Consider the following 21,041-nt stretch of genomic DNA (forward strand, 5'->3'; position numbering starts at 1 on the left):
ATTTGTTCCACCCGGGGAGCGGCGAGTTCATCAGAATTGCGCTGTAACATTGATCCCCACCAGATGTTTTTCGTAGCTGAATGCTGGAATGTCGCTCTTACGGTCGGTGTAGCGGTGATAGACCGAGACCGAGGCGAAGCGATTAAGCATGTATTTGATGCGCGCGTCGGTCGACGTGACCGTGTCTTTTCTTGTCTGCCCGAAGAACTTATCGTTCTCGTATCCGCCGGTCAGCGAAATCACGACGTTGCGCAGCAACTCGTAATCTGCCCCTACCTGGAACGCGTTGGCGAGCACACCGCTGGAACTGGTGTCGGATGTTTCCGTCACAAGCTGCTCAGCCTTGGCGTGAATGTCGAGCAAGCGGGTCGGACGCCACAATAGGCTTGCATGATATGATGGACCCGAGATCGTGCCGATGGTGGGATCGTCAAAGCGCTGGCTGACATAGCCGCCGCCGATTTCGCCGCTCAGCAAATTCGCGCGTCCGAGCGTTATGCCGGAGAGAGCACGGTAACCGTCGGAATCTAGCCTATGACCCGGCGTGCCGCGAATCTGTCGCTCGTTGCCCTCAAGCGCCGCAAACCAGCCAAGAAATGGAGAGAAGGCATAATCGAGCCGGCCGTGAACGGTATAGATCTGGCCGTCGCGCCCATCCTGATTGATGGTGCTGCCGTCCTGTGCGCGCGTCGACTGATAGTCGTAGGATTTGACACCCATACCGACGGAAGCTGCCAGCCGATTGAATTCCTTGCGAACGGCGACATCGCTCGAATACAAATTATACGGCGTCGGCGCGACTGCATTGACCGGCGAACTGAGCGTTCCGACACCCTCATTCAGATGGGCAACCTGAAAGCTTCCCAGCACCTTGAGGTCGCGGGCAACGTCATACCAGCCACTCCCTTTCAGGCTGATGTTGTTCTGATTCAGGCTCGAGAACTGGCCGTAGATCATCGATTGCGCATCGAGCTTCAGATCGATGCCATGCCGTTCCCACAGCGTGTGTGCTCGTAGCGTCGGCTCAACGACGGCCGCAAAATCCGAATTCTTTGTCGTGTTCGAGGAAAAGACATTGCTGTCGAAGAACCCGCCGCTGGTGAGCGCGGGATTGATCATCCATGAACCATAACGAATGCCGACAGGCTCGTAGCCGGGCTGCTGTCTCTTTTTCACCGGCATATCCTCCGGCGGAATCGGATCGGTGCTGTTCGGATCGCGAAAATCCGGAAGCGGCGACGCCTCGAACACCTGAAGGGCGTTCCAAGGTGGCGCCACCGTGTCAAAGTTGAGCGGGACGGCCTGAGCATGAGCATGCGAGACGAACAGCAGGAAGAATGTTGCTGTCGTCGCAACGAAGCAGACAGTGCAATCTTCCGAGATCGCCAACAATGCGCGGATAACAGGAGCATTGGAAACCGAACCTGCTCGAATACATTTCATTACTCAGCCCTTGCGGGGAACACGCTACAGATCGCCGTCCACGTTTATGGACGGCGTTACGCCATCATGCAGTAACTGGTGAAGCGCTTGTGTCAGACGTCTCATTTGCCATGAGATGATTCCTCGCTGACAAATCTCGTTCTTAACGCACCACGCCAGAGAAAGTTTTCGCGGTGCGGAAGAAGATTACGGCAAAAGGACGAGAGTATGGCCACACGAGGAAACTCGCGTGACAATGTAAGATGCGCGCACGCGCATTAGAAATATCGCTCCGGGATACGAATATTATCGCCGGGATAAACAAGAACAGGCGCGTTAAGCGTATATTCTTCCTCTCTGCCGACGCCTGCGCGGCGCAAATATACTTTGTGTTCGTTGGCGCGATAGGTGAAACCACCTGCAGCGGCAACAGCGTCCATGATGGTGAGGCCTACCTTGTAGGGATACTCGCCGCTGTTCTTCACTTCGCCCAATATGTAGTAGGGACGATAGGTCGCGACATCGACATTGACACGAGGGTCGCGCACGATGCCTTTCGCAAGAGCGGCACGTATAGCGCCTTCAAGTTGTTTGGTGGTTTTTCCGACAGCTTGAACACGCCCTGCCAACGGAATTGACACGCTGCCGTTGCTATCAACTTCGTATTCGCCGGTGATGTCCGGCTCGCCATACACCTTGACGCGGACTTTATCGTTGGGACCCAGAAGGTAAGGGCCGGAAGGCGAGAAGGATTTTTCCGCTTGCACGGCATTCAACGCAAAAAGAGAAAGAACAAATGCCGCGAAAACGAACAACGTCATTCGCGGCAAAGAGATGCGGAACTTCATCATTTGTCTCCGAGCATTGGGAAATGAACGGCGACAGTTACCGGGCAAATTTTGGCAAAACCATGTGAAGCACGGTTCCCCGCTACAACACCACGATCTTCGATCCCTCGATGGCAATGCAGGTAAGAATACCGGACATCCACGCGCCGGTATCGATATTTATTCTGTTCGGCAACAACTCGGGATGACGAACCGGTGTATGCCCATGCACGACAAGCGGCCCATGGCTTTGTTTGAAGCTCAGGAATTCATCACGAATCCAGAGAAGGTCATGCAGGGATTGCTGCGCTAGCGGAACGCCGGGACGAAGTCCCGCATGAACAAACAGGAAATCTCCGCAAGAAAAACTGCTGTGGAGACAATCGAGGAAGAGGCGATGAGCTTTTGGGAAAAGGCCAAGGAGACGGCGGCGGATTTGGAACTCTGAGGCACTCATGTCTGTTTGCGACAACCCGTAGGATTCCAGTGTCTGCCAGCCCCCAACATGCAGCCATGCATGAAGCCCGGCGGGATCCGCGAGAAATGTTTCCAGTAGCGCCTCATGATTACCGCGCAGGCACATTGCACGCCTTTGAACAACTCGCCATGCAAGCGCTTCGATCACGTCCTTCGATTGAGGTCCGCGATCGATATAATCGCCAACATAAACCTCAAACACATGAGCGATAGGACGGCGGGCAATATCTTCCTCGATCCGCCCAATAACGTCATTCAGGAGGTCTGCGCGGCCGTGAATATCGCCAACGGCATAAATCCGTGTGTCAGGCGGAAGAGCGGGATTCGAAAACCTTGGCTCGACCAGTTCGTGCTGACGAATCACTGACGAGTTCCAATGCGCACAAGGAATGGGCAGATCGTCTGCCGACGATAAACGGCAGCTAGAAAAAGAAATAGCGAACCGCAAAAGCAATCACAATCCAGGCCACGATGTTCGCCAGGATCAGTTGATTTCGTAATTTTCGGTCGCGCCCTTCACTCAAAGGCGGCCCATCCATCTCATGAGAAAGCATCACAGGCTCTCGTACTGTCGATGGAAACGAAAGCGACTCGTCCGCTTCTTTCTCTCTTGGAAGTCCTGTCATCGCTTTCGCCGCCGCTTTCAAGGCTTGACACTCACATTCTATAATAAACAGCGCTCATTAGCTTTCAGTGAACGAGAATTATCGACGTCGAGCCTTTCGGTTCGAACATAAGATGCTGCATGAGGCGCCACTCCCTTAAAATGCTTCCAGCATCACGCTGAGCGCATGACCGGTGCTGCAATTTCGCAACGGAACGATTCTGTGTTTCGCGTAACGCGCTCTCCTCAAACCAAAATTTTCGCAGTGCACGATATCGCCCATGTCGCGACGCAACGATGTCACGATCAATTACATCGCTCGCCGTAATTTACTCAAGAAGTTACGAAAACTTTTAATCCAAGTTGATGTTTCGAATTGCTCGCGCCGCCTTCACTTCGCAGTTGCGAGCATCTCACAGAGAATCACGGAGATCCTGAGCGATGGTTTCGACCGCTACGGCCCGTTTCGACGATCAGGACAGCAACGTCGCCTCCTTATGGAAGAACAGGCGTTACATCTCCGCGCGCCCCGTCGAATATGTCGGCCACGGCACTTACAGAGCAAAACACTCAAGAAGGCTGTCCCGGCGAGAACCTGCCGCAGCGCTGTCCAAGCGCGCCTTCGACATCACAGTGGCAAGCCTGACGCTGTTGTTCTTCGCGCCGATGCTGATCGTCATTTCGATCGCCATCAAGGTGAGCTCGCCGGGGCCAATCCTGTTTCATCAATATCGCTACGGATACCGGAACCGGCGCTTCAGGATTTACAAATTTCGCTCGATGCGTACGGATTTGGGTGACCGTACAGGCGTGAGGCAAACCGTGCAGGGCGATCCGCGTATCACGCGGGTAGGGCGAATCCTGCGAAAGACCAGCCTCGATGAAATCCCGCAACTCCTTAATGTCATCCGAGGCGATATGTCGCTTGTCGGTCCGCGCCCGCATGTACCGGGCATGCTGGCTGCCGACGTCCTCTATGAGGATCTGGTGCCTTATTACTTCCAGCGACATATCGCGCGTCCCGGCATCACCGGCTTGGCGCAAGTGAGCGGCTGCCGCGGCAGCACGGCGGAAGCCAGCAACGCGATTTCGCGGATCGATTACGACCTCGAATACATCGAAAAATGGTCCTTACGCATGGATGTCGCCATCATCCTGCGCACGGTGCGCCGCGAGTTCATCTCCGGCAGCGGCTACTGATCGAACCTTTCACATTCTCGGTTGCAGCAAAGAGGGGGCGGATGATGACGCCAACAGACAAACTTATCGTGCCTGTACTTCTGTCCGGGGGCACCGGCTCACGGTTGTGGCCACTTTCCCGGGAGGCCTATCCCAAGCAGCTTCTGTCCCTTCTCGGCGAGAAGACGCTGCTTCAACAGACGGCGATGCGAACTGCCGATAAAACCATGTTCGCAAGCCCGATGGTGGTAGCCAATGCCGAACATCGCTTTGTCATTGGCGAGCAGTTGCGCGAAGCGGGCATCGATGATGCCAAAATCATTCTTGAGCCGCTGGGACGGAATACCGCTCCAGCCGTGGCTGTCGCGGCGTTGATCGCGATGGAACGCAGCCCTGACGCCATCATCCTGGCGACGCCGGTCGATCACTGGATTGGCAATCGCGCAGCATTCCTCCAAGCGATCGAGCAGGGATTGCAAGCCGCTCAATCCGGCAAATTGGTGCTGTTCGGCATGCGCCCGACCCATCCGGCGACCGGGTTCGGATACATCCGCGCAGGCGAGGAGTTCTCAAAGGACTCCCACATCCATGCAGTCTCGGGATTTGTCGAAAAGCCTGACACGGCGACGGCCGAGGCCTATCTGTCGGATGGCAGATATCTGTGGAACAGCGGCATCTTCCTCCTGCCAGCACGGCAATTGATTGAAGAATTACAGGCGTATGCGCCGGAGGTTCTGGATGCCGCCCGCAGCGCCATCGCCGATGCAACAACGGATCTCGATTTTCTTCGCCTCGACGAGACGTCATTTGCCCGCGCGCCATCGATCTCGATCGATTATGCGGTGATGGAACACACGAAACACGGTGCCGTCGTCGCCGCGGATTTCGAGTGGAACGACATCGGAAGCTGGTCGGCGCTCTGGAGCGTCACCGCCAAAAATCCTGCCGAGAATGTCGAGATCGGCGATGTCGTCGCGGAGGATTCCACGGGATGTTATCTGCGCGGGGAGGGGCCGCTCGTGGCCGCGCTCGGCGTTGAGAACCTCGTTGTCACCGCAACGCCGGATGTCGTGCTGGTCACCACGCGCGGCCGCGATCAGGATGTCGGCAAGCTCGTCCAGCGCCTCAAGGCGAACGGGCATCAATCCGCAACACAGACGCCGAACGTCCATCGCCCATGGGGTTATTATCAATCGATCCACGCTGGCGAGCGTTTTCAGGTAAAACGCATCACCGTCAATCCGGGCGCCAAACTCTCGTTGCAGAAACACTATCATCGCGCCGAGCACTGGGTCGTCGTCAATGGCACGGCAATCGTAACCCGCGACGACGAGGAAATTCTGTTGCGGGAAAACGAATCGATCTTCGTTCCGCTCGGTTGCATGCACCGGCTCGAAAATCCGGGAAAGGTCCCCCTTAACCTCATCGAGGTGCAGTCCGGTGCCTATCTCGGCGAAGACGACATCGTGCGTGTTCAGGACATCTACGCCCGTGTCTGAGGCAGCGAAGAGAATTGAATATGCAGCTCACTCAAGCAACCAAGCGGGCCGTCAAGGAAACATTCCCTGAACTGTGGCTGCGCTGGCATTTCTCGCGGCGGCCGAAATCGGCCGAACGCGAGCTTCTTTATTTGCAAAAGATGATTGCTCCCGGCTCGATCACAGTCGATGTCGGCGCAAATTGCGGGCTTTATACGCGCGAACTCACCAAGCTCTCCAACCGAGTCCATGCCTTCGAGCCTTCTCATGAAATGGCTTCGCTGCTGCGGCGGACTTCGGCGCCAAATACGGTCGTGCACGAAATGGCATGCTCGGACCGGGCAGGGCATACGGCGCTCTTCATTCCCAATGGAAATGATGGGCCGGTCTACGGCCTTGCCTCGCTCGAGCGGCATGACGATACGGACTCGCAGAAGGCCTCGTTTCATTCGATGCCTGTCAGAACCGCGCGCCTCGATTCCGTGGTCGAGGACGATATAGCGTTCGTGAAGGTCGATGTCGAAGGCCATGAGTTGCATGTACTTTATGGCGCATCGGGGCTGATCGACCGCTGCCAGCCAATCTTCCTTGTCGAAGCGGAAGACCGGCATCGCGATCGAGCCACCAGTTCCGTCTTCGCGTTCTTCAAGGAGCGCGCGTATCACGGCTTCTATCTCGAAGATGATCGCGTGCATCCCGTCGAAGAATTCGATCCCGTCCTGCTTCAGAACCCTTCGGCGCTGCAGTCCGATGGAGGCCGCAAGGCAGGGCGCTCCTACATCAATAACTTCTTCTTCTTTCCCTCCTGCATGAACGGCCAGGCCGTCCTGCAAAACGCCATCCGTTAACCCAGCACTAGAGCCGCCGCTCATGCGGCGGCAACCACATCGGGGCAATTCCCAATGCGTATAGCAATGATCGGAGCCGGCTATGTCGGCTTGGTATCCGGCGCGTGTTTTTCCGACTTCGGCCATCAGGTTGTATGCGTTGATACCGATACGGCCAAGGTCGATGCACTCAATAACGGTGAAATTCCTATTTTTGAGCCGGGCCTCGATGAGCTTGTCGAGCAAAACAGGAAGCAGGGCCGTCTGAGGTTCGTCAGCGATATTGCGCTGGCCGCGAAGGATGCGGATGTCATCTTCATCGCCGTCGGCACGCCGTCGCGCCGCGGTGACGGCCATGCGGACCTGAGCTACGTCTATGCGGCAGCCAAGGACATCGCGGCGGCGCTCACCAAGTTCACCGTGATCGTGACGAAATCGACGGTGCCGGTTGGGACCGGCGACGAGGTCGAGACGATCATCCGCGAGGCACGACCCGACGCGGAATTCGCCGTGGTCTCCAACCCGGAATTCCTGCGGGAAGGGGCTGCCATCCGCGATTTCAAGCACCCGGACCGCATCGTCATCGGTACCAGCGATGAGCGCGCCCGGAAGACCATGGGCGAGGTCTATCGCCCGCTTCACCTCAATGCCTCGCCGATCCTTTATACCGACCGGCGCACCGCCGAACTGACCAAATATGCGGCCAATTTCTTCCTCGCCACCAAGGTCACTTTCATTAATGAAATCGCTGACCTGGCAGAGAAAGTTGGAGCCAATGTTCAAGACGTCGCGCGCGGAATAGGGCTCGACAACCGCATCGGCATGAAATTCCTGCACGCCGGTCCGGGTTTCGGTGGGTCGTGCTTTCCGAAGGACACCATGGCGCTGATCAAGACCGCGCAGGACAACGAAGCGCCGGTCCGCATCATCGAGACGGTCGTGGCCGTTAACGATCAGCGCAAGCGCGCAATGGCCCGCAAGGTCGCCAATGCGTTCGGCGGTAATCTGCGCGGCAAGGCCGTCGCCGTGCTTGGCGTTACGTTCAAGCCGAACACCGACGACATGCGCGACGCGCCGTCGATTCCCTTGATCACGGCCTTGCAGGACATGGGCGCCGAGATTCGCGTCTACGATCCGGTCGGCATGGATCAGGCCCGGAAGGTGTTCGAGAACGTCACGTTCTGTGACAGCCCATATTAGTGCGCGAAGGCATCACATGCGCTCGTCATCGTGACGGAATGGGAGCAGTTCCGGGCGCTCGATCTGAAAGCGCTGTCCGCCACGATGGCGACGCCAATCGTGGTCGATCTGCGCAACATCTATTCGCCGGACGAAGTGACCAAGAATGGGCTTTTGTACTGTGGCGTCGGGCGGCCGCAGCCGGTGGCCTATTAGGAACACAGAGGCAGCAAGGCCGGCGGAGAACCTCGACAAGGCAGCGGAACGGGTGGCCTTGGCTCGATCTGCTGCCCCATATCCATAATTCGCATAAGGTATATTATGGAATATATTTATATGATCGGATTTGCAGACAATTCAAAGGATTGGACCAAACAGCTCACACCAACCGAAAGCTACGGCGCCAGTTGGAGCCGCATTCCGTCATAGCCCGGCACCACACCGGCGGGCAGCTTGCTGCGCAGTTCTTCGTAATCGAGATCCGCGTGCATGTTGGTGATGATAGCGCGGCGCGGCTTGAAACGATCGATCCAAGCTAGCGCTTCATCAACGCAGAAATGGCTCGGATGTGGCGTGTAGCGTAGCCCGTCGATGACCCACAGATCGAGGTTTTCGAGCGTCGAAAAGCTCTCTGGCGGAATGCCGTTCAGGTCGGGCGTGTAGGCGGCATTGCCGATGCGATAGCCGAGAGCCGGGATGCTGCCATGCTCGACCCAGAAAGCGGTCAGGGTGACCGGACCGCCCTTCCCGTCGATCATCTCGCTTTCGCCGGCCTCGATGGAGCGACGCTCCAGGATCGGCGGATAGCTGCTGCCGGGCGGCGACTCGAAGCAATAAGAGAAACGCTGGTTGATATCGTTGGCGGTGGATTGGTTAAGGTAGGTCGGAATCCGCCGTTTCTGGTGCATCACCACGGAGCGCAGATCGTCCATGCCATGGGTCTGGTCGGCATGCTCATGAGTCAGGAACACCGCATCGATGTGATCGACATTGGCGTCAATGAGCTGCTCGCGCAGGTCTGGCGAGGTATCGATCACCACGCGCGTGATTCCATTGGCGCCAATGCGCTCGACCATCGCCGAACAGCGGCGACGGCGGTTCTTCGGGTTCAAGGGATTGCACGCACCCCACCCAAGCGCAGGACGCGGCACACCGGCCGACGATCCGCAGCCGAGAATGGTTAGAACAAGGCTCATGCGATGGCGCTGTCCGGACGCGGAACCTTGTCGAAAAACCGGAAGAAATTTTCCGTGGTCTGGCGGGAGATTTCCTCGAACGACACGCCGCGCAACTCTGCCAGCGCCTTTGCCGTCTCGGTGACGAAGGACGGCTCGTTGCGCTTGCCGCGATATTTGCCGGGGGCAAGGAAGGGCGCGTCGGTCTCCACCATGATGCGGTCGAGCGGAATCTCGGCCGCGACATCGCGCACGTTCTGAGAATTTTTGAAGGTCAGAATGCCGGTGAACGACACATAGAGGCCGTGCGCGACGGCTTTCATCGCAAGCTCACGGCCACCGGTGTAGCAATGCAGAACGGCGCGAAAGGGCCCCTTCTCCATTTCTTCGTCGAGAATACGCCCACAATCGTCATCCGCCTCGCGAGTGTGGATCACGAGCGGTAGTCCGGTTTCACGCGCTGCCGCGATATGGGCGCGGAAGCCACGCGCCTGCGCCTCAGGCGAGGAGTTTTTGTAAAAATAATCGAGGCCTGCTTCGCCGAATGCCACAGCCTTTGGATGGTGCGACAACGAGATCAACTCTTCGGCCGGAATCCCGTCTTCCTCATCAGCTTGATGCGGATGCGTGCCGACCGAGAAATAGACATTCGGGAAACGCTCGGCGATATCGCGTAATCCAGCGACGCGCCTTACGCGGGTCGAGATCGTGATGATGCGTCCAACCCCCGCCGCCTCGGCGCGCGCAACGATGCCGTCGAGATCGTCGGCAAAGTCCGGAAAGTCGAGATGGCAGTGGCTGTCGACAAGCATCAGCTTTTGGCCGCAGGATCGGTGGGATCAACGTAACGTGGGAAAACCGGCGTGGGCGGAGGAAGTTGCGTTCCGGGCGCAATCCGGTTAGCGAGCGCTGCAAAATCGCGTGTCTCCGCCGGAACGGCCAGAATATCGAGCATCTTCGTCATCGCTTCCGGCATCGCCGGTTGCGCCAGAATAGCGATCTGACGAACCACTTCGGCGGTAACGTAAAGTACCGTCTTCTGTCGCGCGGGATCGGTCTTCGCCAGCGCCCATGGCGCTTCGCCTGCAAAATAACGGTTGGCTTCGGCCACCACGGCCCAGATCGCATTCAGCGCGACATGAATCTGCTGCGTCGCCATCGCGTCACGGGCCTGCGCCAGCATGGCATCGGCCTGCGCCAGGATCGCTTTGTCGTTATCGCTGAAAGTCCCCGGCTCCGGCACGATGCCGCCATGCTGCTTGCCGATCATCGACAATGAGCGCTGCGCAAGATTGCCGAGATCGTTGGCGAGATCGGCATTGGTGCGCGCGACGATAGCCTCGTGATTGTAGTTGCCATCCTGCCCGAACGGTACCTCGCGCAGGAAAAAATAGCGCATCTGGTCGACGCCATATTGATCCGCCAATACAAACGGATCGACCACGTTGCCGACGGACTTGGACATCTTCTCGCCGCGATTGAACAGGAAGCCGTGCGCATAAACACGCTTTGGCACCGGAATGCCCGCCGCCATCAGGAACGCCGGCCAGTACACAGCGTGGAAGCGGATGATGTCCTTGCCGATGATGTGCACGTCGGCGGGCCAATACTTCCAGTTGGCGGCCTTCTCGTCGGGAAAGCCGATGCCGGTGATGTAATTGGTCAGCGCATCGACCCACACATACATGACGTGCTCGGGATCGTTAGGCACCTTCACGCCCCAATCGAAGGTCGTGCGCGAGATCGACAGATCCTTGAGGCCACCTTTGACGAAGCTGACAATCTCGTTGCGCCGCGAATCTGGCCCGATAAAATCCGGTTGGCTCTCGTAAAGTTTCAGCAGCTTGTCCTGATAGGCGGAGAGCTTGAAGAAATAGCTTTTCTCCTCCACCCACTCCACCGGCGTGCCCTGCGGACCGCGACGCACCTTGTCTTCACCGACGACGGTTTCATCTTCGGCGTAATAGGCCTCGTCGCGCACCGAGTACCAGCCCGCATAACTGTCGAGATAGATATCGCCGCTCGCCGCCATCCGCCGCCAGATTTCCTGTGTTGAGGCGTGATGCGCGGGCTCGGACGTGCGAATGAACCGGTCAAAGGAAATGTTCAGCCGCTGGTCCATCTCCTTGAACCGCCCCGCATTACGCGTGGCGAGTTCGTGCGGTGTCATGTTCTCCTTCTGCGCGGTTTGAATCATCTTCAGCCCGTGCTCGTCGGTGCCGGTCAGGAAGAACACATCCTTGCCATCGAGCCGCTGGAATCGTGCAAGCGCGTCGGTCGCAATCGCCTCATAGGCATGGCCGATGTGCGGAGCGCCATTCGGATAGGCAATCGCGGTCGTGATGTAGAAGCGAGAGCGGGATGAAGTCTCTGCATTCGCCATGCGTGCGAAGGCCTTTCATTGATATCGGTCGGGTGATCCGGCGGGCTCAGGCGGACGCTTCGGCGAGCCATCCAAATACCGAAAACACCAGCGGTTTTCGTTCCAGATTGAATGATTCCGTTTCGCGGGCGGCCTTGCCGACCTTTTCCCATACCTCGGCAAACCGTGCAAGACGCGGCAAATTCGACTGCAATTCGTCGGCGCGGAGCCGCGCTGACAGCCAGCGCTCGACCGTTTCCACGAAAGTCCGCAGTGCGACCCGATCATTAAGCGGCAATGCGTCCCCGAGCGCGTGCAGCGCGCGATGGTCGAGCCGCGGCAGCATGTCGAGCAGGGCCGCCGTGCGCTGTTGCAGGCCAAGCGCCTCGCCGCCTATCAGCATCAACGCATGTGCCACGCTGCCGTCGGCTGCTTCCGCCGCCTCGCGCAATTGCGGATCGGCCGCATCGGACTGCATGGCCTCTGCCCCCGCAGCTATAACCTCATCAACGGACAACGGCCGCAGCGACAGTTTGCGGCAGCGCGACTGGATCGTTGCGAGCACCCGCGACGGCATGTTGCTGACGAGCAGGAACAGCGAGCGTGACGGCGGCTCCTCCAGAATCTTGAGAAGCGCATTGGAGGCGTTGGCGTTCAGCTCATCGACCGTATCGACAATACACACCCGCCATCCCGCAACCGCGGCCGTAGAGCCAAAGAACGAAATGGTTTCGCGTGATTCATCGACGGTGATGACGCTGCGCATCACGCCCTTGTCATTCGCGCTGCGCTCCAGCGTCAACAGCCCGCCATGGCTTCCTGCCGCTATCTGCCGCGCCACCGGATGCGGAGCATCGACTTGCAAGGTCCCGGCCTGCTGCACATCCTGTGACGAAGGATCGGGATGCGCGAGCACGAAGCGGGCCATGCGATAGGCCAACGTCGCCTTGCCGATGCCCTGCCCGCCGCCAATCAGCCAGGCATGCGGAATCTGCCCGCTCTTGTAGGCGGTCAGCAGGGAGGCTTCCGCCGCTGCGTGACCATGCAGGGAAGTCGTCTCGCGCGGATGCGGGACAGAAGGCATATCTGCCTGCGTGCTTCGCGCACTCATGCGCCAGCTCCCACCGATGAGGGAGCCGGAAGACGGCTTTGCAGCGCTTCGCGGATACGTTCCGCCACCTTCGCCGGTTCGGCATTTGCATCGATCACGACACAACGCGCGGGATTATCCGCTGCGATCCGGCGGTAGGCTTCGCGAAGGCTCTCATGGAACGCGAGACTCTCTCCTTCGAACCTGTCAGCCGCCGTCCTACCGCGCCGCTTGATTGCCCGCTGCAGGCCGACGGCAACAGGCACGTCGAGAATGAACGTCAGATCCGGCTCGAGCCTGCCGATGGTCGCATGCGTCAACGCCTGGATAAATGCCGGATCAACCTTCCCCGCCGCCCCCTGATAGGCTGCCGTGGAATCGGTGAAGCGGTCGCACAGCACCCATGTTCCTTTGTCCAGCGCAGGTCTGATGACCTGATGAACATGATCGTCGCGCGCGGCAGCGAACAGCAGGGTTTCGGCATCCGCTCCCAGCAGCTTGCCGACGCCCGACAGCAAAAGGTGGCGAACGATCTCCGCGCCTGGCGAACCGCCCGGCTCGCGCGTCACCAGAGTCTCGATGCCCTGGGACTTCAAGTGATCCGCCAGCATCTGAATCTGCGTGGACTTGCCTGACCCTTCACCACCTTCAAAGGTGATGAAGCGGCCTATGGCGTGATCTTGGCAAGGCGTGGATTTCTCGGCGCGTTTCGCCATGCGTCACAGCTTCTGGATGCCGGAGCGGAACAGACCGATCGCAAGCTCGCTGACGCCATCAAGCGCGCGGCTTGTCATCGAGCCGGTACCAATAGATTGGCCGGCATGCACCGGCACCTCCAATGCGAGATTTCCATTGCGCCAGAGCCTCAGCATGCCGACCTGCTGGCCGCTTTGCACCGGCGCATGAATAGGGCCGGTATAGACAATCCGTGCAAGCAGCTTGTCGTTGCCGTTCTTCTGAACCATCACGCTCACGGGTTCGTCGGCATGAAGCTCGACTGAACCGCTATCGCCGCCGAACACCTTGCCATAGGCAATCGTCTGGCCGGCATCAAACAGCGTACGGGATTCGAAATTCTTGAAGCCCCACTCCAGAAGCTTCTTGGCGGCTGCGGCGCGATCGCCGGAATCCTCAAGGCCATTGACGACGACAATGAGCCGCGTACCGTTCTGCACGGCCGAGCCGACCATGCCGTAGCCACCCTCTTTGGTGTAGCCGGTCTTCAATCCATCCGCGCCATCGAGCGAGCCCAGCAACGGATTGCGGTTCATCTGACGAATCTTGTTCCAGGTGAATTCACGCTCGCCGAATAGCTTGTAGAAATCCGGATAGGTCAAAATGATATGGCGCGTGAGATGAGCCAGTTCGCGCACGGACATCTTGTTGTCCGGGTTCGGCAAGCCGTTGGTGTTGCCGAAAGTGGAGCGCGTGAGGCCGAGCTCCTTCGCGCGCGCCTGCATCCTGTTGACGAAAGCATCCTCGCTGCCGGCATAACCTTCCGCTAGCGCAATGCATGAATCGTTGCCGCTCTGAATCACAAGACCATGCAGAAGATCGTCGATGCTGACCTGGCTGTGGATCGCGGCGAACATGGTCGACGAGCCCGACGGCGCGCCGCCCTTGCGCCATGCGTTCTCACTAATACGATATTCATCGGTCAGCTTGATCTCGCCCTTAGCCAGCGCATGGAAAATGACTTCGGCGGTCATCAGCTTCATCATGCTCGACGGCGCACGCAGCTCGTCGGCATTCTTCTCGAACAGCACGCTGCCGGTCTTTGCGTCGATCAGGATCGCGGTCGGTGCATCGGTGTCGATGCCGCCCTCTTCTTTTTTCACCGCGCCCTGAACGCTGTGATTGGCGGCATGAACCGGGGCCACCAAGAGTCCGGCAGCCAGCAGGAGCGCGCCCAAAACGCGCGTCCCCCAGGCCGCAAAACGGCTCATTTGTCCTGTTATTCCCGCAATTTCGGATCGAGACGCCATGGCCCGGCTTGTATCAGGAGAGGCCCGGTCAAACAACGGAGGTCCGGGAACCGCCCCCAGCCAGCAACCTCAAAAGGCGATCAATAAAGGCCGCGGCCTGCCCCGGGATCGCTGTTCGAAGTTGCATAACCTGCCGCCTGATAGCTCGACCGCAGCTCGGCGCTGTCGGCGACATCGGTTGTCCCAAGGGTATAAGGCCGTTCGGCCGGCAGCGGCACGTCTGCCCGGACGACGCCTTGTGGGGAGGCAGGCATCTGCGGGACGAACGCCGCCGCCGAAGCCAGCCGGATGCTGGATGGCGCAGGAGCCGGTTCGTTGGTCCGCAGCGTCGCGACCAGCATCGCGTCGTCGGATCCCTCCAGCGGGGCCCGGCCGACATACTCCACCCTCACCCGCGCAACGCCATTGCCCTGAAAACCGAGCAGCGTCGCGGCCCGATGCGAGACGTCGATGATCCGGTTGCCATGATAAGGGCCGCGGTCGTTGACGCGGACGATCAGGGACTTGCCGTTGGCGGTATTGGTGACGCGGACGTAACACGGCATCGGCAGGGTCGGATGAGCGGCAGTGATCGATGTCATGTCGAACACTTCGCCGTTGGCCGTGAGGCGTCCGTGGAAGTCATCGCCATACCAGGAGGCCAGCCCCTCGGCGCGATAATGGGTGTTTTCTTCGGGAACGTAGGTACGGCCCGCGACCTGATAGGGCTTGCCGACGCGGTAGGTTCCCCCGCCCTTCGGCACTGGCTGGTCGAAATCGACCACGCGCGGGCTGGAGGGGACTCCGTATTTAGGATCGAATCGGTTGGCGAATTTGCCGGGCGCGCAATTGGCGAGCAGCAGGCACGCACCCGCACCCAGCAAAAGCTGGCATGCACGGCGTGCCGCGTGTTGATTGATCATCCCCATAGACGTCCGTAACTTTGTGGCGCCCCCGCCCGGCACCATCGGCTGCAACGCAGCATAAACCATAGCATGCTCAAGCGAAACGGGGGCTATTGCGTGTGGTAAATTGATCGTTGCCGCCCTTGACTCTGCGATCCCTGAATCTGCGCCTTTCCCGGCGACACTTGAGCTACCTCAAACCCGGGCGCATGCTGGGATATTAGCGTTACGAGCCATGACCATGTCCCCTCTCTCCGCGTCCATCGCCACCGTAATCGGCCCTGACAGCCAGGCGATCCAGTCGCTGTTTGAAGCGCAAGCTGAGGAGTGGCGCAGCAAGGGCGTGAAAGTCGTCGGCCTTGTCGCCGAAGCGCATGCCCTGCCCGATCGGAGCTGCGCGGCGGGTTTTCTGCGCGATCTCACAAGCGAGGCGCGGTTTGCGATGTATCTGGAGACGCCGCCCAGCAACACCTCATGCCACCTCGACGGCAGCGGCGTCGATGCCGCCTGTATGGCGCTGCTCGGCCAGATCGAGACGAGCGATGTCGTGGTGCTGAGCAAGTTTGGCAAGCTCGAAGGAATGGGCGGTGGGCTGCGCCCCGCCTTTGAAGCCGCAGCGGCCGCAGGCAAGCCGATCCTGACCACGGTGTCGGAGAAACACCGCGATGCGTGGGCGGAATTCACCGGGGGCACGACCATGATCCCCGACAACCTTGCTGCCATCCGCAACTGGTGGGCAGGCCTGAAGGCGGGCAAGTCCGTCGCGGTGTGAAAGGCCGGTCATTGGCGGAAGGGGTGGGATTCGAACCCACGGTACCCTTGCAGGCACGCCGGTTTTCAAGACCGGTTCCTTAAACCACTCGGACACCCTTCCTGTCTGGACCGCGTCTGTTTAGGGCACCTGCCAAGGCGGCGTCAACGCGCACGGGCCGCCCCAATCCACTCAAGCATATTTGTTTCCGCGTCCGGAACGCCATCTCTGGCCGGTTATTGGCTAGCCGCCTTCAACTGGAGACATACATATGAAGAAGCTTTTGATTGCGGCCGCCCTGTTATCATTGACGCCGGCCAGCGCATTCGCCCAGGCCGGAACACCCCAAGGCGACACGATCGTTCCAAACCCGCCGCCCGCCGCATCGTCGAATGACATGTCACGGTCGCCGGGTGCGGGCATGCCGAATGCGAATACGGACAACAGAAGCATGACGACCGGCGCGGCGACCGGCAAGCACGCGAAGAAGCATAAAAAGAAAAGCAAGACGCCCGCGAAAGGCATGTGAGCGCTGCGTTTCAAGCTTTCCGCGGCTGGATCGATTTTACAATCGATCCAGCCGCGCATTAGCTCATGCAAGCCACAACAGCCGCTCGACCGGGACCGTCACATCGACCGCATCGCCGATCTCCATCAGCGACAAGCCGGAGCGGAACGGCGCATCGATCCAGATATGGCTCGACCCTGCCTTTACGCCGTAGCGGATCGTGCTGCCGAGGAATTCCCGCTCGACGATCTCGCCCGGCATCGACGGATTGCCCGCGCCGGATTGCCCCTTTGACGTCAGCGTTGTGTCCTGCGGACGAAAAACCGGTTTCGCATTCGGCTTCACATCCACACCGTTCGGCAACGGCAGCAGAATGCCGAGGTCCGATTCAAAACCCGCGCTCGTCATCCTGCCCTCGACGACATTCGCCGTGCCGAGAAACTGAGCGACAAACAGATTGGCCGGATGCTCGTACAATTCCGTCGGCGTGCCGACCTGCTGAACCTTGCCTTCATTCATGACCGCGACGCGATCACAGATCGTGTTGGCCTCCTCCTGATCGTGCGTCACGATCACGGTAGTCAGCCCCAGTGATTTCTGCAGCGCGCGCAATTCACGGCGCACCTGTACACGCAGCTTGGCATCGAGATTCGACAGCGGTTCGTCGAGCAAAAGGATTTTTGGCTCGATCGCGATCGTGCGCGCCAGAGCCACGCGCTGTTGCTGGCCGCCAGAGAGTTGCGACGGGCGACGGTCTATCTGGCTTGTCAGGCCCACAAAACTCAGCGCCGCTTCCACGCGCCGCTTGATCTCGGCCCGCGGCAGACGCCGCTCGCGAAGGCCGAACGCGACGTTATCGCCGACAGTCATATGCGGCCACAGCGCATAGGACTGGAACACCATGCCGACATCGCGCTTCCACGGCGGAAGATTCGAAATCTCCTTGCCACCGACCACAATCCGGCCATGCCGTGCATCGGCAAATCCCGCGATCAGCCGCAACAGCGTGGTCTTGCCGCAACCGGAGGGACCGAGAAGTGCGAACAATTCCCCCGGCTGAATATCGAGATTGATGCCGTCGAGAACAACGTTATCGCCATAGGCCGCGCTGATGTCGTCGATCTTCAGATCGAGTGCCTTGACCGCCAATCCGGGGTGCTGGGTGTTCGTATCTGTCAAAGGTGCCCCCTATTCATTTAGCGTGCTGCCGGCCTTGGTGCGGCGCTCGCGCTCAATTACATACTGGGATGCGACGGTGCTAAGTGCGACAATCACCACGGCGATAACGCCGAGTGCCGCACCGGGTCCGCGGCCTGCAGCCGACTGCATGAAAACGTAAAGCCCGTAGGCAAGAGGCGCATCCTGGTTGGCTTGAACCAGCATCAGCGTGGCGGACAATTCGACCGCTGCGGTCGCAAAGCTCGTGATAAAACCCGCGACGAGACCACCCGTCATCAGCGGCACCACGATGCGCCGCACGGTACTTGCCTTGGTGGCCCCCAGATTTTCCGCGGCCTCCTCAAGCGAAGCCGAAATCTGCTGGAGCGCCGCGTAGCAAGCACGAAGCGCATAAGGTAGACGCCGGATCGCCAGCGCGATCACGATAACGATCCAGAGCGACGCCAGCGGCGTTCCATCCCACAGGGGGATGCCATAGAACGCGCGCAGATAACCTATGCCGAGCACGACGCCGGGGATCGCCAGGGCGGCAGTCGCCAGAAGATCGAGGCCGCGTACCCCAATCAGTTTCGTCCGCAACACGAGATAGGAGATCGCCGTTCCGATCACGATATCGATCAGGCCAGCCAGCGAAGCATAGAGCAGCGTATTCTTGATGTAGATCGAGCTTTCGCCGAACACGCGCGCATAGTGCGCCACGGTGTAGCCATCCGGCAGCGGCGAGAACGACCAGATGGTCGCAAACGACAGCAGCAACAAACCGAAATGCGGCGCCAGCACCAGCAGGATAATGAGCGTAAGCACGACATAAACCAGCGCCATCTCCCACGGCCGCAGCTTGCGCTTGGCGATGCCGCCGCCACCGCGCTGGGTCGTGGCATAATCGATGTTGCGCGTGGCGAGAGAGGAGACCCACATCGAGGCGACCGAGGCCACGATCAGAACCACGGAAATCACATACCCCATGGGATCGGCGATGCCGATCGAGGTGACGCGCAGGTAAGCCTGCGGCGCGAGCATGTCCTTGACGTTCAGCAGGAGTGGCGTCGCCAGATCGTCAAACACCTTGACGAAGACGAGAGAAGCGCCCGCGACATAGCCGGGCAGCGCGAGCGGAAACACGATACGCCGGAACAGGCGGAATCCGTACGATCCCAGATTTTGCGCCGCCTCCTCCATCGAGCGGTCGACGTTGCGCAATGCCGCAGACAGATTGATGAGGATGAAGGGAAAATAGTGGATCGACTGGACGAAGATGACCCCGTTCAGGCCCTCCATGAAACCCAGCTTGAAGCCGAACCAGTCGTCGAGCAGCAGATTGACCGTGCCGTTACGGCCGAAAAACAGTTGCAGCGCTACTGCACCGACAAACGGCGGCATGATGAGCGGAAGAAACCCCAGTATTTGGATCAGCCCCGTGCCGCGAAAGGCAAATCGTGATGTGAAGTAAGCCAGCGGCATCGCCAGGATCGAGGCACCGACCACGGCCATCGCCGAGACGTAGAACGAATTCCAGAACGACCGGATGAACAGGTCTGTTCTGAAGAAATCGATGAAGTTCGCGAACGTGAAAAGACCGCTGCCTTTTTCCGTGAAAGCCACCCAGACGACGGTCGCAACCGGCCAGACCAGGAAAGCAAGCAGAAAGGCCAGGATCAGCAAGGAAACGCTGACCTGGCCCCATGTCGCACCATTGAGGACGCGGGACAGGAATGTCCCGCGCCGGTTGTTATGGAGGCCAATCGCCGTCATGCGTGCGCGACGACTACTTGGCGAGCTTCAGCGCTTCGTCGGCCTTGGCGCGGGCCTGCGCATTATGGTCCTTCGCAAAGGACGCCCACTGCTGCTCGAGTTCGGCCTGGCGCGCACCCTTCTCCTTTTTCTTGCCGCCAGAGAAGGCACCGACGATCTCGGGAGACGACGCCTGCTCCTCGGTCAGCGGCACAGCCTCCATCAGGCCCCGTGCCTCCTTCAAAGCCGCCTCGGCCTTGGGATTCGGCTTTTTCGCCACAGCCGCTGCCGCCGTATCGATCGCCTTCTTGGTCTGCTTCAAATCCGCCAACTGGAAGGTCACGGTCTGGTCGTACAGCGCATCGACCACATCGTTACGTCCTTCCGACTTTTTGACGTCGAACTTCACCATCGAGTTCAGGCGCGGGTCCTTGAACGGATTCGGGTAGCCAGCCGGTGCCTTGTCGTACACCGAAGGGTTGACCGGCAGACGACGAATGCCCGGATCGAACAAAAGGTTCTGTCCGGCCGGTGACAACAGGAATTCAATGAAAGCCTGGGCACCTGCCTTGTTCGGCGCATTTGCCACGATGGCGATGTTCGCCGGCACGATCGCCGTTACGCTCGGATAGACGAACTTCACAGGAAAGCCCGTCGCCTGCGAGGAGAAAGCGAAGAAATCGATGACGATGCCGTAGCCAACCTGACCGGAGTTGACTGCATCCGGCACGCCGAACGAACGCTCGGTGACCTCGCGGAAATTGCCGGAAACGTCACGGAGGGTCGCCCAACCCTTGGCCCAGCCTTCGCCCTGCAAAATGGTTTCGATGGTCAGGTGCGTGGTGCCGGAGCGTGAGGGGGCCGCCATGGAGACGTGATCGTAATAGGCTGGCGCGGCGAGATCCTGCCACTCCTTCGGCTCAGGCAGCTTGTTTGCCTTCACGTAGCGTTCGTTCCACATGATGCCGTAGCCGGAAGCCGCGAAACCGAAGTAATAGCCATCCGGATCGTTGATCGGAAACTGCCCAATCTTTTCCGGAATGCCGGTGGCTTTCGGCTTGTATGCTTGCAGCAGCGACTTGGCCTTCAGCGCCTCGAAGGCATCCGGCGCGGACGCCCAGAACAGATCGACCTGATTGTTGGACTTGGTTTCTTCCAGGAATTTGACGCCAGCATGCGTGTTGCGGTTCTGCACATCGAGCGTAACGCCCGGATTGGCCGCCTCGAAGGCTTTTTTGATCGGGTCGGTCAGATCCTTTGCATAGGACGTGACGACACTCACTTTTCCCGAAACCGCTTGTGCGCTGGCCGCCGCTGGCCATCCAAGCGCCAAAGCAGCCGCGAGAACCTTAGCTAGCTGGATGCGTTTCACTCTCATTCCTC

19 protein-coding genes, 1 tRNA gene and 1 pseudogene are annotated in these 21,041 nt (G+C 59.3%); 6 read left to right on the top strand and 15 right to left on the bottom strand.

Annotation, left to right across the window (positions count from 1 at the left end; genetic code table 11):
* Window positions 1-30 precede the first annotated feature (30 nt).
* The 4 genes from AFIDRAFT_RS10965 to AFIDRAFT_RS10980 form a co-directional block, all read right to left on the bottom strand.
* Complete coding sequence (locus tag AFIDRAFT_RS10965; RefSeq protein WP_009339465.1) at window positions 31-1,443, bottom strand: outer membrane beta-barrel protein; 1,413 nt, start codon at window positions 1,441-1,443, stop codon at window positions 31-33.
* Window positions 1,444-1,700: 257 nt separating this feature from the next.
* Window positions 1,701-2,270: a polysaccharide biosynthesis/export family protein gene (locus tag AFIDRAFT_RS10970; RefSeq protein WP_009339466.1), complete on the bottom strand. Its 570-nt coding sequence runs from the start codon at window positions 2,268-2,270 to the stop codon at window positions 1,701-1,703.
* Window positions 2,271-2,352: 82 nt separating this feature from the next.
* Window positions 2,353-3,090, bottom strand: a complete 738-nt coding sequence (locus AFIDRAFT_RS19460) for a metallophosphoesterase family protein (protein ID WP_040298290.1) — start codon at window positions 3,088-3,090, stop codon at window positions 2,353-2,355.
* A gap of 58 nt (window positions 3,091-3,148) precedes the next feature.
* Window positions 3,149-3,373, bottom strand: coding sequence for a hypothetical protein (locus AFIDRAFT_RS10980; protein ID WP_040298291.1), 225 nt, complete (start codon window positions 3,371-3,373; stop codon window positions 3,149-3,151).
* A 398-nt stretch (window positions 3,374-3,771) separates the two neighbouring features.
* Here AFIDRAFT_RS10980 and AFIDRAFT_RS10985 point away from each other — a divergent pair, with 398 nt between their 5' ends.
* The 4 genes and pseudogenes from AFIDRAFT_RS10985 to AFIDRAFT_RS11000 all read left to right on the top strand — a co-directional run bounded on the left by AFIDRAFT_RS10985 (window position 3,772) and on the right by AFIDRAFT_RS11000 (window position 8,209).
* A complete protein-coding gene (locus tag AFIDRAFT_RS10985; protein ID WP_009339468.1) occupies window positions 3,772-4,530 on the top strand; it encodes a sugar transferase in 759 nt (252 codons plus the stop codon).
* 44 nt (window positions 4,531-4,574) lie between these two features.
* Window positions 4,575-6,008 carry a mannose-1-phosphate guanylyltransferase/mannose-6-phosphate isomerase gene (locus AFIDRAFT_RS10990; protein WP_009339469.1) on the top strand — a complete coding sequence of 478 codons (1,434 nt, stop codon included), beginning with the start codon at window positions 4,575-4,577 and terminating at the stop codon, window positions 6,006-6,008.
* A gap of 20 nt (window positions 6,009-6,028) precedes the next feature.
* The gene (locus AFIDRAFT_RS10995) at window positions 6,029-6,835 is read left to right on the top strand and encodes an FkbM family methyltransferase (protein WP_009339470.1); all 807 of its coding nucleotides are present in this window, start codon (window positions 6,029-6,031) and stop codon (window positions 6,833-6,835) included.
* A 54-nt stretch (window positions 6,836-6,889) separates the two neighbouring features.
* Window positions 6,890-8,209 (top strand): annotated as a pseudogene (locus AFIDRAFT_RS11000) (UDP-glucose dehydrogenase family protein).
* 179 nt (window positions 8,210-8,388) lie between these two features.
* Here AFIDRAFT_RS11000 and AFIDRAFT_RS11005 read toward each other — a convergent pair.
* The 7 genes from AFIDRAFT_RS11005 to AFIDRAFT_RS11035 all read right to left on the bottom strand — a co-directional run bounded on the left by AFIDRAFT_RS11005 (window position 8,389) and on the right by AFIDRAFT_RS11035 (window position 15,507).
* A complete protein-coding gene (locus tag AFIDRAFT_RS11005; RefSeq protein WP_009339474.1) occupies window positions 8,389-9,189 on the bottom strand; it encodes an MBL fold metallo-hydrolase in 801 nt (266 codons plus the stop codon).
* Complete coding sequence (locus AFIDRAFT_RS11010; protein ID WP_009339475.1) at window positions 9,186-9,980, bottom strand: TatD family hydrolase; 795 nt, start codon at window positions 9,978-9,980, stop codon at window positions 9,186-9,188. Before AFIDRAFT_RS11010 ends, AFIDRAFT_RS11005 begins: the two co-directional genes overlap by 4 nt.
* On the bottom strand, window positions 9,980-11,551 hold the full coding sequence (metG, locus tag AFIDRAFT_RS11015) for a methionine--tRNA ligase (RefSeq protein ID WP_009339476.1): 1,572 nt from the start codon (window positions 11,549-11,551) through the stop codon (window positions 9,980-9,982). The genes AFIDRAFT_RS11010 and metG overlap by 1 nt, the downstream gene beginning before the upstream one ends.
* 46 nt (window positions 11,552-11,597) lie before the next feature.
* A complete protein-coding gene (locus AFIDRAFT_RS11020) occupies window positions 11,598-12,641 on the bottom strand; it encodes a DNA polymerase III subunit delta' (RefSeq protein ID WP_009339477.1) in 1,044 nt (347 codons plus the stop codon).
* Window positions 12,638-13,336 carry a dTMP kinase gene (gene tmk, locus AFIDRAFT_RS11025; RefSeq protein ID WP_009339478.1) on the bottom strand — a complete coding sequence of 233 codons (699 nt, stop codon included), beginning with the start codon at window positions 13,334-13,336 and terminating at the stop codon, window positions 12,638-12,640. The genes AFIDRAFT_RS11020 and tmk overlap by 4 nt, the downstream gene beginning before the upstream one ends.
* A 3-nt stretch (window positions 13,337-13,339) precedes the next feature.
* Window positions 13,340-14,566 (bottom strand): D-alanyl-D-alanine carboxypeptidase family protein, encoded by a 1,227-nt coding sequence (locus AFIDRAFT_RS11030; RefSeq protein WP_009339480.1) that lies wholly within the window; start codon window positions 14,564-14,566, stop codon window positions 13,340-13,342.
* A 119-nt stretch (window positions 14,567-14,685) separates the two neighbouring features.
* Window positions 14,686-15,507, bottom strand: coding sequence for a septal ring lytic transglycosylase RlpA family protein (locus tag AFIDRAFT_RS11035; RefSeq protein WP_050789598.1), 822 nt, complete (start codon window positions 15,505-15,507; stop codon window positions 14,686-14,688).
* A 223-nt stretch (window positions 15,508-15,730) separates the two neighbouring features.
* On the opposite strand from AFIDRAFT_RS11035, the gene AFIDRAFT_RS11040 reads away from it, so the two are divergent.
* Window positions 15,731-16,261: a DUF2478 domain-containing protein gene (locus AFIDRAFT_RS11040; protein WP_009339484.1), complete on the top strand. Its 531-nt coding sequence runs from the start codon at window positions 15,731-15,733 to the stop codon at window positions 16,259-16,261.
* A 12-nt stretch (window positions 16,262-16,273) separates the two neighbouring features.
* Here AFIDRAFT_RS11040 and AFIDRAFT_RS11045 read toward each other — a convergent pair.
* Window positions 16,274-16,363 (bottom strand) — tRNA-Ser (locus tag AFIDRAFT_RS11045).
* A gap of 148 nt (window positions 16,364-16,511) precedes the next feature.
* On the opposite strand from AFIDRAFT_RS11045, the gene AFIDRAFT_RS19465 reads away from it, so the two are divergent.
* Window positions 16,512-16,769 carry a hypothetical protein gene (locus AFIDRAFT_RS19465; protein WP_009339485.1) on the top strand — a complete coding sequence of 86 codons (258 nt, stop codon included), beginning with the start codon at window positions 16,512-16,514 and terminating at the stop codon, window positions 16,767-16,769.
* A gap of 63 nt (window positions 16,770-16,832) precedes the next feature.
* On the opposite strand, the gene AFIDRAFT_RS11055 is transcribed toward AFIDRAFT_RS19465, so the two are convergent.
* Genes AFIDRAFT_RS11055 through AFIDRAFT_RS11065 form a run of 3 tightly spaced genes read right to left on the bottom strand, consistent with a single transcriptional unit; the run spans window position 16,833 to window position 21,036 of the window.
* Window positions 16,833-17,927, bottom strand: a complete 1,095-nt coding sequence (locus AFIDRAFT_RS11055; protein WP_009339486.1) for an ABC transporter ATP-binding protein — start codon at window positions 17,925-17,927, stop codon at window positions 16,833-16,835.
* 9 nt (window positions 17,928-17,936) lie between these two features.
* Entirely contained in the window at window positions 17,937-19,679 is a 1,743-nt protein-coding gene (locus AFIDRAFT_RS11060; RefSeq protein ID WP_009339487.1) for an ABC transporter permease, read from the bottom strand.
* A 13-nt stretch (window positions 19,680-19,692) separates the two neighbouring features.
* Window positions 19,693-21,036 (bottom strand): ABC transporter substrate-binding protein, encoded by a 1,344-nt coding sequence (locus AFIDRAFT_RS11065; protein WP_009339488.1) that lies wholly within the window; start codon window positions 21,034-21,036, stop codon window positions 19,693-19,695.
* Between the last annotated feature and the right edge of the window lie 5 nt (window positions 21,037-21,041).

This window comes from Afipia sp. 1NLS2 (assembly GCF_000178995.1).
Classification (GTDB): domain Bacteria; phylum Pseudomonadota; class Alphaproteobacteria; order Rhizobiales; family Xanthobacteraceae; genus Afipia.